The 14,271-nt window shown below is 63.6% G+C and carries 11 protein-coding genes; 7 read left to right on the top strand and 4 right to left on the bottom strand.

Annotated features, from left to right (window positions below):
- Nucleotides 1-85 precede the first annotated feature (85 nt).
- Nucleotides 86-1,093, bottom strand: coding sequence for a hypothetical protein (locus KCG44_RS10320; protein WP_218446004.1), 1,008 nt, complete (start codon nt 1,091-1,093; stop codon nt 86-88).
- A 59-nt stretch (nt 1,094-1,152) separates the two neighbouring features.
- On the opposite strand from KCG44_RS10320, the gene KCG44_RS10315 reads away from it, so the two are divergent.
- On the top strand, nt 1,153-1,896 hold the full coding sequence (locus KCG44_RS10315) for a 2OG-Fe(II) oxygenase (RefSeq protein ID WP_218446003.1): 744 nt from the start codon (nt 1,153-1,155) through the stop codon (nt 1,894-1,896).
- 181 nt (nt 1,897-2,077) lie between these two features.
- On the opposite strand, the gene KCG44_RS10310 is transcribed toward KCG44_RS10315, so the two are convergent.
- Complete coding sequence (locus KCG44_RS10310; RefSeq protein WP_369411965.1) at nt 2,078-3,610, bottom strand: site-specific DNA-methyltransferase; 1,533 nt, start codon at nt 3,608-3,610, stop codon at nt 2,078-2,080.
- Between the two features lie 223 nt (nt 3,611-3,833).
- On the opposite strand from KCG44_RS10310, the gene KCG44_RS10305 reads away from it, so the two are divergent.
- The 5 genes from KCG44_RS10305 (at nt 3,834) to KCG44_RS10285 (ending at nt 11,058) form a co-directional block, all read left to right on the top strand.
- The gene (locus tag KCG44_RS10305) at nt 3,834-4,238 is read left to right on the top strand and encodes a BlaI/MecI/CopY family transcriptional regulator (protein ID WP_218446002.1); all 405 of its coding nucleotides are present in this window, start codon (nt 3,834-3,836) and stop codon (nt 4,236-4,238) included.
- Nucleotides 4,235-5,908, top strand: a complete 1,674-nt coding sequence (locus tag KCG44_RS10300; RefSeq protein WP_218446001.1) for a M56 family metallopeptidase — start codon at nt 4,235-4,237, stop codon at nt 5,906-5,908. Before KCG44_RS10305 ends, KCG44_RS10300 begins: the two co-directional genes overlap by 4 nt.
- Nucleotides 5,909-6,151: 243 nt before the next feature.
- Nucleotides 6,152-7,261 (top strand): efflux RND transporter periplasmic adaptor subunit, encoded by a 1,110-nt coding sequence (locus tag KCG44_RS10295; RefSeq protein WP_218446000.1) that lies wholly within the window; start codon nt 6,152-6,154, stop codon nt 7,259-7,261.
- Nucleotides 7,258-10,389, top strand: a complete 3,132-nt coding sequence (locus tag KCG44_RS10290; protein ID WP_218445999.1) for an efflux RND transporter permease subunit — start codon at nt 7,258-7,260, stop codon at nt 10,387-10,389. The genes KCG44_RS10295 and KCG44_RS10290 overlap by 4 nt, the downstream gene beginning before the upstream one ends.
- A gap of 303 nt (nt 10,390-10,692) precedes the next feature.
- Nucleotides 10,693-11,058, top strand: coding sequence for a UrcA family protein (locus tag KCG44_RS10285; RefSeq protein ID WP_218445998.1), 366 nt, complete (start codon nt 10,693-10,695; stop codon nt 11,056-11,058).
- A gap of 173 nt (nt 11,059-11,231) precedes the next feature.
- On the opposite strand, the gene KCG44_RS10280 is transcribed toward KCG44_RS10285, so the two are convergent.
- Both KCG44_RS10280 and KCG44_RS10275 read right to left on the bottom strand, forming a co-directional pair.
- Nucleotides 11,232-11,981 (bottom strand): LytR/AlgR family response regulator transcription factor, encoded by a 750-nt coding sequence (locus KCG44_RS10280; RefSeq protein ID WP_218445997.1) that lies wholly within the window; start codon nt 11,979-11,981, stop codon nt 11,232-11,234.
- The gene (locus KCG44_RS10275) at nt 11,978-13,081 is read right to left on the bottom strand and encodes a sensor histidine kinase (RefSeq protein ID WP_218445996.1); all 1,104 of its coding nucleotides are present in this window, start codon (nt 13,079-13,081) and stop codon (nt 11,978-11,980) included. Before KCG44_RS10275 ends, KCG44_RS10280 begins: the two co-directional genes overlap by 4 nt.
- Nucleotides 13,082-13,235: 154 nt before the next feature.
- Between KCG44_RS10275 and KCG44_RS10270 the strand changes: the two genes are divergently transcribed.
- Nucleotides 13,236-14,270, top strand: coding sequence for a hypothetical protein (locus tag KCG44_RS10270; protein ID WP_218445995.1), 1,035 nt, complete (start codon nt 13,236-13,238; stop codon nt 14,268-14,270).
- Nucleotide 14,271 lies beyond the last annotated feature (1 nt).

Below are 14,271 nucleotides of genomic sequence, written 5' to 3'. Positions count from 1 at the left end.
CGTTAGCGCAGGGAAAGGATTCTGGGAAGAGGGCGAGGTGGGCGATCACCGCCCCGCGCGCAAGGTGCGGGGTGTCGCACGATCGCTAGACGGAATGCGGGGGCAGCGGAATTGTCGGCGGCAATTGCGCGGCAATCCGCATTGTCCAGTCGGCGGCACCGGCGATCTCTTCCTCCAGCAGCGGGCTTTTGGCATGCGCCTTTTCGGCGTCGACACGCGCCGCGTAATCGCCGCTTTCCTTCGCATGGCTGCGGAAAACATCGCTGTCGCCAAGCGCCCGCGCGGCGTCCGCGTCGAGGGGCAGGTCGAAGTGGCGCGCGACGGCGGCCAGCGTCTCGCCGCGATGGGCATTGAAATCGGCGGAATCGACGATCAGAAACCGCTCTTTTCCGGACTGCGCCATGAGGGAAGCGAAATGCTGCTGGTGCAGCAGCCACGCCAGACCGGCGATGTGATAATCGGAAAGCTGAAACAGTCCGGCACCATCGAGGCCAAGTTCAAGCGGCACGTAGACGCTGAGCTCGGCATAAAGGCGCCGCGCCCAGACACGGCCCGCCAGCCCCTTCTTCACGACCGAAAACAGGAAATCGTTGAGCGGGGCGTAGAGGAGCACCGCCTTTGCCCCCGGGGCCGCGCGCAGCAGATGCGGCGCGGCCTGATTGGCGTGATTGGACGGCTTGATCACCATCGGTCCGTCGCCCGGGAACGCGGCCGCCAGCGACGACAGCAAAGGGGTCACCGTGCCGGACCCGCCACGTGCGCGCACCTCCTGCGCCAGATCGTTCATCAACGCCGGTTCGCTCAGCCCGCGCGCGCCGCCCGCCCGGTCGAGCGCCTTCACCATCAATGTCGACCGGCAGAAGGCACTATGGAAGATGAAGTGCGTGGCCGGTGGATCGCCAGCGGTTGCTGCCATCGCTGAAATGGGTAACCAGGCCGACGGCGCGTTTTCCGCGAGGGTCGTGTCGGCGAGAAAGGTGCGTGCCTGCCGCGCAGCCAGCGGAACCTTCAGAAACAGTATCCGCTGCTGATTGAAATCATAGCGATAGGGAAACCAGTCGGGGTCGGAAAGCTGTTCTGCTGGTTCGGCCATCATCCTCCTGTTAAGGGCTGGCCATCCCCAGATCAAAGCGATTGTGCAGGAGCGGAACCTTGGGCGAATTCAAGCTTGGCGAACGGTCCGACATGTCGGCGCTGGCCGCCGATTTTTCGGCAAAACGCTATATCCAGGTTCCCGAAATCCTGGACGCGCACGCCGCCAAGGCGGCACAAAAGGCCCTGTGGTCATTGCCCTGGGGGCTGTGTTTCAACGAGGGGGAGGCCGTCCACCAGATCAGCCCCGACGCGTTGCAGCGGATGCCGCCGGAAACGCAGCGGCAAATGCTGGCGCGGGTGCACCAGGGCGCGGCGCGGGGGTTTCAGTTCCTCTATAATTTCTTTCCCATGCTGGAGGCTGCCACACGGCTGGGGAAGGAGGCGCCGATGGCCGGGTTTTTCGCGTTCATCAACAGCGCTCCTTTTTTGAAATTCGTCAGGAACGTCACCGGCAATGACGACATCCAGTGGGCGGATGCGCAGGCGACCCTGTTTCAGCCGGGTCATTTCCTGACCTGGCACGACGACAGCAAGTCAAAGGACCGCCGCGTCGCCGCCTATGTCTTTGGCTTTACCGAGGACTGGGGCAGCGACTGGGGCGGTTATCTGAATTTCTTTGACGAGCGGCGCGACGTGACCGCCGCGTTTCGCCCGAAGTTCAATGTGCTGAGCCTGTTCGCCGTACCGACCCCGCATGCCGTCGGCGTCGTCGCCCCCTTTGCCAAGGGCCAGCGCTTTTCCGTCACCGGCTGGCTGCGCACCGACGATCCCCCGGCGGAGATCCGGGTGTTGATGAAGTAAGACGCCGATAGACCCAGGCCTGTCACCGCCCCGCGCGCCGCCTTGCGCGCCGGGTACGGAATGTTGCAGGACAGTTGCGGCGCGTGCGACGCGGTGAATCTTCCGGCCGTAACACGCCTGCGTTGAGCGGGTGGAGTGCAATGTGGGGGAAATGGAAGTCCCCACCGCGCGCTAGCTGCACCTAAAGCAGCTTGTCTTGTTTCGTTTCTTCGCGCTTGGCTTTTTTGCGGGTGGAGGTGTCTACCCATGGGATGTCGGGCCGCTTGTTCTGGAAGAGTTCGGCCAGCGTCAGAATTTGAAGGCGCGCGTGCTTGCGGCCGGTATATTCGTTTTCCCAAACGCCGACCGCCGCGGCGTCCCGTTCCATCGTTCGCGTGGGCAGCTGCGCCGTGAGAAGGACGCCGATCTTGGCCCCCTCCCGTTCCATAACCTGAGCGAGGCGACCGACGTCTTTTACCCCGGTTTTGCCGCCCTTGACTTCAACGATTGCCTTTTCGGTCTTCTTTCCGTCGGGCTTGAACCAGATGATGCCGTCGATTCCACCATCAGGCCCCTTGCGTCCGCCCTTCCACGGATCGGCATCGACGACGCTGAGAGCCCATAGTTCGAACTGGTGCTTGTCGCGCTTGGCGAGGTCTTCAGCAGAGGCAAGCGATTGCGGACGACCCTTCACTTCGAACTCAAGGCCGGGGAACGCTTCGCTCATGCGCTTCTCGATTAGGCCGATGGCAAGGTGGGTGACGTCGATCCCGATCCAGTTACGACCCAGTTTCTGCGCCGCATGCACCGCCGTGCCGCAACCGCAGAACGGGTCGAGCACAACATCGCCCTCGTTGGAGGACGCGGCGATGATACGCTCAAGCAGGGCGAGGGGCTTTTGGGTGGGGTAGCCGAGGCGTTCTTGGGCGCGAGAATTGATCGGAGGGATATCCTCCCAAAGGTTTTGGAGTGGCCTTCCCTCGCGCTCATCCAAGAATATCTTCAGACGAAGACGTCCACCTTCCTTCTTTGGGTAGTATATCAAGCCTTTGGCATCGTATTCCGCCATTAATTTTTTCGAGATCGACCAGCCATTTGGGTGAGGCTCATAACCTTTGTACGTGTATGTGAGGTTTGGCCTTGGACTGGGGCTCCGAAGATCCCGGGTCGTGAACCTTCGACCCTCGTCATCAACATTCGCATATTTCGCTTCGACATGCGCTTCCGAGAGAGGCATAAACTGACGGTTCCAGATGGGCTTATCGCCCTTAGAGTAATAAAGTATTGTGTCAGTCACATCGCCATAAGAAACACTAGCATCTCCGTGAGCACTGGTGCGCTTCCAGACAATCTCATTTCGATAGTTCGTCGCCCCAAACACCCCATCCAGCAGCAGCTTGAGGTAATGGCTCGCGGTCGGGTCGCAGTGGAGATAGAGCGAACCGGTCGGCTTCAGTGCCCGGTGCAGTTCGATCAGCCGCACCGCCATCATGGCGAGATAGGCCATCATGTCGTTCTCGCCGAGGAAGTCGCGCATCGCGCGCAGCAAGGTGAAGGCGTCGGTATTGCCGCTCTTCATCACCTCGTCAAAGGCGTCTTCCGCGCTGTCGTTCCAGTGCCATGTATCCTCGAACGCTTCGATCTGGCTTTCCGACTGCGCGCCTTCGGGGCTGCGAAACAGAATGTTGTAATTGGCGTTCGAATTGAACGGCGGGTCGAGATAGACTAGGTCCACGCTCTCATCCGCTATGTGTTCGCGCAGGACGTGGAGATTGTCGCCGTAATGAAGCGTGTTGATGGTTAACCCTTCCCATTGTCGACATGTGCCGCCCCGCTTGTGCTGCAACAGCGCTATAGATGTCACCTGTAAATCGAGCCAAGTCGCGTACTTTTAAGAAGACGCACTTGACTCCCTGCTACAATCGTAGCATTGCTACAGGTGTAGCAGGAGAGTCCGAATGTCCGAGTCGTCCTTGATATTGTCCCTGCCGCGGCGGGAGCGGGAGGTGTTCGAGTTGCTGGTGACGGCGGGTCAGGCGACGGCCGGGGAGCTGCTGGAGGGGATGCGGGACCCGCCGTCCTATTCCGCCGTGCGGGCGCTGCTGGCGCGGCTGGAGGGGCGGGGGGTGATCGAGCGCAGGGCGCCGTCCGGCGGCGCGTCCGGGCCGTCCATCGTCTATGCCCCCGTGCCGCAGAAGGCCGAGCTGCGCGAAGGGGCGCTGAAATCCATGATATCGACTTTTTTCGGCGGATCGGCCGCGGCGGCGGCGACGGCGCTGCTGGGGATGAGCCGCGACCTGTCCGCCGATGATATCGACAAGCTGCAGGACATGATCGACCGGCAGAAGCGGGAGGCGGGATGATGCTGGACCTTATTTTCGAGCTGGGCTGGAAATCGCTGATCATCGCCGCGCTGGGCATGGCAGGGCTGCGGCTGCTGAGGAACGGCGCGCCGCGGGAACGCGCGGCGATGGCGGCCATCACGATGGGCCTGGTCGCGGCGCTGCCCGTGCTGGCGGCGCTGCTGCCCGCGGTGACGATCGCGCATGCCGGGCCGGTGAACGCGGACGCGGTGCTGGCGCCGATCACGCTGCCCGCGGCAAACCCGGACCTGAGGGCGGTGGATATGCACAGTTTTGGCGAGCCCGTGCCGGTGAGGGAAGAAGCGGTGATCCGGGTCGTACCGCTGCTGCTGGCGCTGTATCTGGCGGGACTTGCGGCGCTGGCGGGGCGGCTGGCGGTTGGCCTGATGGTGCTGCGGTCGAAGGCGGGCGCGGCGCGCGCGGTGACGGATGCGCACTGGAGCGCGATGTTCCGCCGCGTGCGCGCCGAGCTGGGGCTGAAACGGCCGGTGCGCCTGCTGTGCGCGGCGGAAGACTGCCCGCCGATCAGCTTTGGCGTCCGCCATCCGGTGGTGCTGATCGACCGGGCGGCGCTTGCCCGCCCCGACGATGCGGCGGCGATCCTGCGTCACGAAATGGCGCACGTCGCGCATCATGATTTCGCACTGCGGCTGTTGTCGAAAGCCGTGCGTGCCCTGTTCTGGTTCAACCCGCTCGTCTGGATTGTCGATCGCGACCTGGAAGCGAGCCAAGAGGAGGCTGCGGACGACATGGCCATCAATGGAATGAAGCGCACGGATTATGCCCAGGCGCTGCTGAATGCGGCGCGCGATGTGAAAGGCCTGTATGTGGCCAATGGCGCGGGGTCCGCGCATTTGGAAGGGCGCCTGTCGGCGCTGCTGTCCGGTCGTGATGCGCGTCCGGCGCGGGGCGCCGTTATTGCCGGTGCCGCACTGATCTCGCTGGCGATTGCCGGGCCGGTGGCGGCATTGCAGTTCGAGGCGGCGGCGCCCGTGCCGCCCGCAGCGCCGGTGCCGGTGATAAAGCAGGTGCCGCCGCCTGCGCCCGTCGCGCCGCAAGCGCCGCCTGCGCCTATCGATGTGCCGGTCGCTCCTGCGCCTCCGCCTGCCCCCGCGACGCCCGTCGTCACGGCCGCCATGCAAGCGGCGGCGTCGCCAGCGGCAGCAAAAAACGGTCCGCACGATGCGGCGGAGGATTCGCGAGAGATAAGGGACGTCGACCGTGAAATGGAAGCGGCCATGGCCGACGTCGCGCGTGAGATGAAATCCGTCGCGGCCGACGTCGAACGTATGATGGCCGATGTCGATGTGCGGGTCCTGAAGGCGAGCGCTGTCGCCATGGAACGGAATGAGGCACGTATCGAAGCGGCGGTTGCCCGCGCGGAAGAAAGCGCGCGCGCCGCCATGGCGCGCGGCGCCGAAGGGATGCTGCGCGGTGCGGACAAGATGGAGCGCGGTGCCGACAAGATGGCGGCCAAGGGCAGACAGATGCGCGACGACCGCGCCTTTCGCGAGCGCATCATCGCCAAACAGGCGAAGCGCGGCGAGACGGTGACCCATGAAGACCTGATCCAGGCCGGTAAGGACCTGATCGAAGGCGCCGAAGGCATGTGCGAGGGCGCCGACGACATGCGCAAGGCCGCGGAGGATATGCGGACGCAGGACATATAGCGCCGGGCGGTGACTGAAACCGCGGCAATCCGCGCTTTTGAGCATATTCCGGTGCGGCTCGCCGCCACGCTTTTTGCCGTAAATGCGGGCATCATGATGTCGCCGCCCGTGCGGACCCCGCCGCCGAGGCCAAAGGCCGCGGTTCTTTTCCTGGCAAGGTCATTGGCCGGCGCGCCCGATCGACCGCATTTGCCGCACATTTCCAGCTTGCGCGGCAGGCTCTACGTCGGCCAATGGTGATCGATGAACCAATTCTTTCGCCCTGCCGTACTGATCGCGGCGCTCACCGCCCTGTCATCGTGCGGCGATGGCGGCGGCGGCGGACGAGAGGACAGGGCACCGACGGCGGTGGGCGGGCATGTCACCGAGACCGCGTTCTCGGAATCCATCGAAGCGGTGGGCACGGCCTATGCCAAGGAGCAGACGGTCCTGACCGCACCCGTTACCGAGCGGATCGAGCGGATAAATTTCACCGACGGCGCGGAAGTGCGGCGCGGGGCGATCATCGCGCAGCTGTCGCGTAGTGAAGAGACGGCGGACCTTGCCGCGATCCAGGCACGAGCGCGCGAAGCGGGACAGCAGCTGGATAGGCTGCGGGAATTGCAGGAGCGCGGTTTCGCGACGCGGGCGAGCGTCGAAGCGCAGCAGGCGTTGCGGGATTCCGCGCGGGCCGATGCGAATGCCGTCAGGTCGCAGATCGACGACCGCGTCGTCCGCGCGCCCTTTGACGGTGTCATCGGGCTCAGGACGATTTCGGCGGGGGCGGTGATCAGCGCCGGTTCGCCCATTGCCACGGTCAGCGACATCTCGTCGATCAACCTGGATTTTACGGTCCCCGAAAGCTTCCTGAGCGCCATCGAGGTGGGCCAGTCGATAGAGGCCCGCGCGGCGGCATATCCCGACGATGTTTTTCGCGGCGATGTGGACGGTATCGAGCCCTTGGTCGATCCGCTGTCGCGCAGCGTGACGGTCAGGGCGAACATTCCCAATCCCGATCGGCGACTGCGCCCGGGCATGCTGCTGTCGGTGGAGATTGTTTCGGGATCGCGCACGTCACTGGCCGTGCCGGAAACCGCTCTTGTGTCGCAGGGCGACCGCAGCTTTGTCTTTCGTGTCGAGGATGGCGAGGACGGGGTGCCGGTGGCACGGCGGACGGCGATCGAAACCGGGATGCGCAAAGGCGGATTTGTCGAGATCCGCAGCGGCGTGGAAAAAGGCGATACGATCATCGTCGACGGAACCGTCAAAGTGCGTGACGACGCGCCGGTGCAGCCGGTCTTTCCCGAAAAAGAGCCACCCGGCGGACGCGGCGGCAGCCCGGGCGCAAATGGTCCCGCGAGCGCCGCCCCATGATGATCTCAGACGTCTCGGTAAAACGGCCCGTCTTTGCCGTGGTGCTGAGCCTGTTGCTGGTGATCGCCGGAATTGCCGGGTTCATGCAGTTGCCGGTGCGGGAATATCCCTCGATCGAACCGCCGATCGTGTCTGTCGACGTACGTTATCCTGGTGCCGCGGCGGCGGTCGTCGAATCGCAGATCACGCAGCTGATCGAGGACCGCATTGCCGGGATCGAGGGGATCGATACCATTCGTTCGTCCTCACGCGATGGGCAGTCGGATGTTTCCATCGAATTTTCGCCATCGCGCAATGTCGACAATGCCGCCAATGATGTGCGTGACCGGGTTTCGGGCGCGCTCGATAATCTGCCGGAGGAAGCCGATCCGCCGGAAGTGAACAAGGTCGATTCCGACGCCCGCCCGATCATGTGGCTGAACCTGACGGGCGAAGGGCGAGACCCCTTATGGCTGGCGGACTATGTCGACCGCGTGCTGATCGACAGGTTTTCCAGCATAGATGGTGTCGCGCGCGTGCGCGGCGGCGGCGGCGAGCGTCCCGCCATCCGGATCTGGCTGGACCGCGAAGCGCTTGCCGCGTACCGCCTGACGCCCGGAGATATCGAGACCGTCCTGCGGCGCGAGAATGTCGAATTGCCTGCAGGCCGGGTGGAATCGGACGACCTCAATCTGACCGTCCGTGTATCGCGCGCATATGGCGATGTTGACGATTTCAAGGCGCTGGTCATCAGGCGCGGCGGTGATGGATCGCTGCTGCGGCTGGGTGACGTCGCGCGTGTCGAACTCGGCCCGGAAAATGTCTATTCCTACTTCCGTTCGAACGCCAAGCCCGGCGTAGGGCTGGGTATCGTTCGACAGTCGGGGGCGAATACCCTGGCGGTGGCGCTTGCGGTGAAGGAGCGGATCGAAGAGGTGCGGCCGCTGCTCCCCGCAGGCGTGGGGCTGTATGTCAGCTATGACAGCAGCGTCTTTATCGCGAAGGCCATCGAAAATGTCTGGGAGACGCTGGCGATTGCCGCGCTGCTGGTGGTGGTGGTCATCTATCTGTTTCTTGGTTCCGTTCGGGCGACGATCATTCCGGCGGTCACGGTGCCGATTTCGTTGATCGGCAGTTTCTTCGCGCTGTGGGCGCTCGGACTTTCGATCAATCTGCTGACGCTGCTGGCGCTGGTGATGGCGATCGGCCTGGTTGTCGATGACGCGATCGTGGTGCTGGAGAATATCTATAGCCGCATCGAGCGCGGGGAGAGCCGGCTGGTGAGCGCCTATGCCGGCGCGCGGCAAGTCGGTTTTGCGGTGGTCGCGACGACCCTGGTCGTGATCGCGGTGTTCGTGCCGGTCATGTTCCTGCCCGGGAATACCGGACTGTTGTTTCGCGAACTGGCCATCACCATGATCGTGTCGGTATCGATCAGCACGTTCGTCGCGCTGACCCTGATCCCGGTTATGTGTTCCAAGCTTTTGAAAAAGGGCGGCGGTGCGACGCGGCTTACACATGCCGTCGACCGGAATTTCGAACGTGCGTCGGGCCGCTATGAAAGTCTGCTTTCGCGGCTGGTGAAAAAGCCGCTGATTGTCGGCGGTGTGGCGCTTGGCGGCGCGTTCCTGATCGCTGGTTTCTCTATCGCCACACTGGAAAGCGAGGTCGCCCCTCTCGAGGATACCGGCTTCATGTTCGGCAGCATCAATATCGCGGAAGGCGCGGGGTTCGAGCGGCTGCTGAGGACGATGGAGGATGCGCAGGACATTCTGATGCCCATGGTCGATGCGGACGAGGTCGATCCCGCCATTCCGGCGCGGCGCGTCCTGCTGCGGGCGCCCGCCAGTTTCGGACCGTCGGGTGATTTTTCCAGCGGCCGGATCATCATGTTCCTGAAGGACTGGGACAAAAGGGACATGACCACCGCCGATGCCGTGATGGAAATCAACAAGTCCTTTGCACCCTATCCCCAGGCGCGGGTCTTCGTCAGCGGCGGCCGTACCATCGGCGGACGCGGCGGTGAAGCGATCGAGTTTGTCATTGCGGGTGACACCTATGAAGAACTGGCCCGCGCGCGCGACGCGCTGTTCGTGGCGGCGGATGGGTTTCCAGGCATTGCGACGCTGGAGGCCGATTATGAAGAGACGCGCCCGCAGCTTGTCGTCAACGTCGATACCGTCCGCGCCGCCGATCTTGGCGTGTCGGTGCAGGATATCGGCCGGACGCTGGAAACCATGATGGGGTCGCGCCGGGTCGGTACCTATACGGACCGCGGCGAAGAATATGATGTGATCGTGCAGGCGGAGCCGGAAGACCGCGTAACGGCGGACGATCTGCGCGGTGTCTACGTGCGCGCGCGGGAAGGCGGCGTCGTTCCCCTGTCCGCGCTGGTGACAACCGATACGCGTGCGGAGGCGGGAGAACTGAACCGGTTCAACAAGCTGCGCGCCATCAAGCTGTCCGGAACACTGGCACCCGGCACGTCGCTGGGCGAAGCCCTGACCTTCCTCGAAGATGAAGCCGCGACGCTGCCAGAGGTTGCCGCGATCGGCTATGAAGGCGAGTCGAGAGCTTTGCGGCAAACGGGCGGATCAATCTGGTTCGTGCTGGGAATGACGATATTTCTGGTTTATCTGGTACTTGCCGCGCAGTTCGAAAGTTTCGTCAGTCCGCTGGTGATTGTCCTGAGCGTACCTTTGGCGGTCGGCGGCGGTATGCTGGGCCTGACCGTCATGGGCGGAACCCTGAACCTTTACAGCCAGATCGGGCTGATCATGCTGGTCGGGCTGGCGGCGAAGAACGGCATTCTGATCGTCGAGTTCGCAAACCAGCTGCGTGACGAGGGCGAGGAGTTTCTCGCCGCGATTCTGGAATCCGCCCGCCGCCGCCTGCGGCCAGTGCTGATGACCAGCATCGCGACAGTTGCCGGGGCGATGCCGCTGATGCTGGCGACCGGTGCCGGGGCCGGTGCACGATCCGCAATCGGCACGGTGATCGTCTGGGGCGTGGGCATATCCACGCTGCTGACGCTGATCGTCATCCCCGCCTTTTACTACCTGCTGTGCCGCGGCACGGGATCGCCGCTGGCCGTGACGCGAAAGCTGCGGCGTCAATTGCAGGACAAGGAAGCCGAACCGGCCGAGTAATCTGCGACGTTCCGGGCTTATCTGACTGTTTCCCTGCCGATTTTCTCATGTGACATGTGCGGTCGGCCGTGACCGAAACTGCCCCCGTCGAAGCCAGCATGTCGTTTGTCGAAGGCCTGCCCCCCTCGTCGAAGGGTCATGCGCGTTCCTAGAGTTGCGCGCGCATCGGAACGGCGGGTCCGGTACCTCTTCATGTGTCGGCAGCGGGGCAGTCCCCGCAAAACGAAACTTGCCCCCTACCGACACCCCGCAGGCGGTGCCCCCCCCGTACCGCCGCAACGATAGAAATCTGAGGATATAGACATGACCATCACCCGCTTCCCCCGCATGTTCGCCGTCGCTGCGACAGCATTTGGTCTGGCGGCTTCGCCCGCACTCGCCGCTGACAATGAATACGTCGTGACTGGTGACCGCGCCGTTCCGGTGAAAACGCTGAATATTATGCCCAGCCAGCTTTCAACACCGGCCGATGTCGCCGCCATCGAAAATCGTATCCAGCGCGCTGCAAACGCGGTTTGCGAGGTAAGACAGGCCCGGCAACTGCAAGAGCGGATGATCGCCAATCGCTGCGCCCGGGAGGCGAAGGCCGATGGCATGGCGCAGCTGGCCCGGCTGCAGCAGGATACCCAGCTGGCCAATGCCTCTATTTCCGTGGTCGCCAATAACTGACCGAGAGAGATTATATTGCTTTCCGCGCGCCCTGGCGCACACCCATAGGCGCGCGGTTTCAGGGCGAAGCGGTTCCGGTGTCACGTCCCGGGGCCGCTTCGTTCTTGTGGACGTCAGATCCGGGCGCGCAGATATGGCGGCCGATCACGTCGGTTCCGTCCTGACGAAAAGGATCAGGCCTTCATCGCGGCTTTCAGGCCTGCGAGATAGGTGCGGCCGACACGGACCGGCTCTCGCCCGCTGACGCGGACACTCCACGTTCCAAAACCCTCATTCTCCAGCCGCTCAATGGCCGCGCGCCGGAAGATGTGGCTGCGGTGGGTGCGGATAAAATGTTCCGGGTTCAGACGTCGTTCGAGACGTTTGGCGGTTTCGTGGATCAGATGGCTGCCATGCGCGGTATGCAGGCGCATGTAATCGCGCTCCGCCTCGATATGGTCGATTTGATCGACATCGATGCGCACCATGTCGGCGCGGTGCCTGACCCAGAATTCGGTGATGTAGCGCTTGCCATCCGTGGACATGGACGAAGCGGGCTTTGCCGGTTGGCGCGCGCGCACGCGCTCGACGGCCTGTTGCAGACGCGGAATGCTGACCGGCTTCAGAAGATAGTCGACGGCGGCCAGTTCGAAAGCGCGAATGGCGTGTTCATCATAAGCGGTGGCAAAGATGATCGCAGGCGGATCATCCTCCGCGGTCAGGGCTTCCGCGACATCGACGCCGGTCAGGCCGGGCATGTTGATATCCAGAATGACGAAGTCCGGTTTCGTCTCGGCCAGCAGCGCCAGCGCCGCCTCCCCATCCTCGGCAGTGCCAATGCAGTCCACAAAGTCCATGCGCGACAGCAGAAGCTCCATTCGTTCGACCGCCATGGCCTCATCATCCACAATAACCGCGCGGAGCCTGCCGCTGTCCGCATTCATGGTACGTATCTGCGCCCCGGTATCCATGACATGTCTACGACGAAGCCGCCATTTTCCCCCGGTCCGGCTGAAAATGTCGCGTCATTGCCGAAATGCGTGCGGATGCGATCGCGCACATTGGCAAGACCGGTGCCGAGGCCGCTTTCGAACGGTGGCGGAACGCCGGGGCCGTCATCGGCAATGCGGATGTGCAGGCGATCACCGACGCGGAGGGCCTTCAACCTGATCGTGACGCGGGTCTTCGCCGGACTGACGGCATATTTGACGGCATTCTCTATGATCGGCTGCAGGATCATCGGCGGTACGAAAGACCGGCCCGCATCGGGTGCGACATTGATCTCGACATTCAGGCGATCGCGGAAGCGCACGCGCTCGACATCGAGATAGAGGCGCTGCTGCTCGACCTCCTCGGAAAGGGGGACGAGCGTTTCGGGATCGCCGGACAGGCTGGTGCGCAGGAAGGTGGAGAGATTGAGCACCATCTGCTCCGCCTCCACATTGCGTTTCTTCAGGATCATGGTGGAGATGCTGTTCAGCGTGTTGAACAGAAAATGCGGATTTACCTGATAGCGAAGTGCGCGCAGCTGCGCGCTCTGTGCCTCCGTACGCCAGGCGGCGGCGCGGCGCTCGGCGGTGCGGACCTCCGCCGCGTACCGCAAGGCGAGGTAGAAGGCGGCCCAGGCGGAAAAGAACCAGTACCAGCTGATCGCCGATTCCAGGATCATGTGCGCCGCGTTGATCCCTTTCATCTTGCCCTCGCCGGGCTCGCCGAGCATTGGCAGCGGCGAGAGGATGTAGAAGAAGAAGTGATTGACCGCGCCGTAAGCAGCGGCGGCGGGGATCGCGGCGAGGAAATGCGCGGCCATGCGCACGCTGAGCGTCTGCTTTTCAAAGGGCCGCAAGACGAGAAATATGATCCATGTGATGGCCGCGCCGACGAGAACGACGCCCGCGCGGCGGGGTATCATCAACATGGGGTCGGGATAGTCCGAGACAAAAGACCGGAGCGTCGTAATCGCGAAATAGAACGCCCAGAAGAACGTGATCGAAAACAGCGCGGCGCGCGCGTCCGGTTGCAGATTCTGGAACTTGAGATTCATCGCCGATGTTTAGCAGAAAATATCGTGCGCGCGTGCTGTTTGTCGAATGGGGTTGCCGGTTCGTCGAATGCAGCGGGGGATATGCCCAGAACCGCCGCCCACTGGCCGGTCGGTGCGGCTTGGTGTAGGGTTCATGGCGATAAAGGAGACGGAAATGAGACGGCCCGTCATCACACGCGCCGCTGCGGTCGCGCTCGCCGCCATGAGCTTGCAGGCATGCGGGATGAATGCACTGCGCATCGAAAGTGCCAGTACGGTCGGCACGCGCGCGGGCATTGTCGCCGATGTCTCGCGCGATGCGCTGCGCCAGATCGAGGCGCGGCGGCAGCAGGCGTTCGTGACGCTGGTCGCGAGCGACCTGAGCTGTGAACCGGTCAATCCGCTGATGATCCTGGTGCCGACCGGGGCGGCCATCGGCAAGACGGATGTCCCGCTGTGCTGGGGCGGCGGCGGCGACGTGCCTGCGGGGTATGAGGTGAAAGCGCTCGATTTCGGCGCGTTTCCCGCCGACGCCGTGCAGCCTACGGTCGATCTGATCGCGGCGATCGCAGCCTATGGCGGTGCCATGGCGAAGATCGCGGAGCAGCCGAACGCGGATATCGCGGCGGATATTGCGGATGCCATCGACCTTGCGACCAGGGCAGAGGCGCATGCCGCCGCGATTGGATTGACCAAAATCCGTGTCGCGGGACGGCTGTCGTCCGATCAGGTAGAGACGGCCGCGAACCTGATCGCGCTGCTGCGCGACCTTCAGCGCGAGCGGAGGCAGGTAAGGGATGCGCGGCGGCTCTATGCCGAGCGCGGTGCCGCGATGGGCGAGACCTTCGCGCGGTTGAAACGCCAGCTCCGGATGTGGGAGATGATCGCCGGCGAAGGTGCGGATCAGAGCATCGTCACGAGCCTCCAGCGGGCGTACCGGAACGAGCGCGCGGCGCTGTCGTTCGAGGAGCGGCAATCGCTGGTCACGATGGTTCGCGGCGCCGCGCTGCGCGCCGAGCGTGCCGGAGAAATGGCCCTGAGCGTCGCCAAGGCGCTGGATGAGCTTCAGCAGGCCAATGATGCGCTGGGGCGGCAGTTAATGGCGCCGTCGCGGGACGATGCGGCGCAGGCGGCCATGCTGTCGCGTCAGCGCATCGGCACGGCGCTCGATCTGATCGTGGATGCGGTGTCCGCATGGAAAGGATTTTAGC

It is taken from the genome of Pacificimonas pallii, from assembly GCF_019204005.1.
Taxonomy (GTDB): Bacteria; Pseudomonadota; Alphaproteobacteria; order Sphingomonadales; family Sphingomonadaceae; genus Pacificimonas; species Pacificimonas pallii.
Note: the sequence above shows the minus strand (reverse complement) of the source record. Positions and strands in the feature narration are given on the sequence as shown.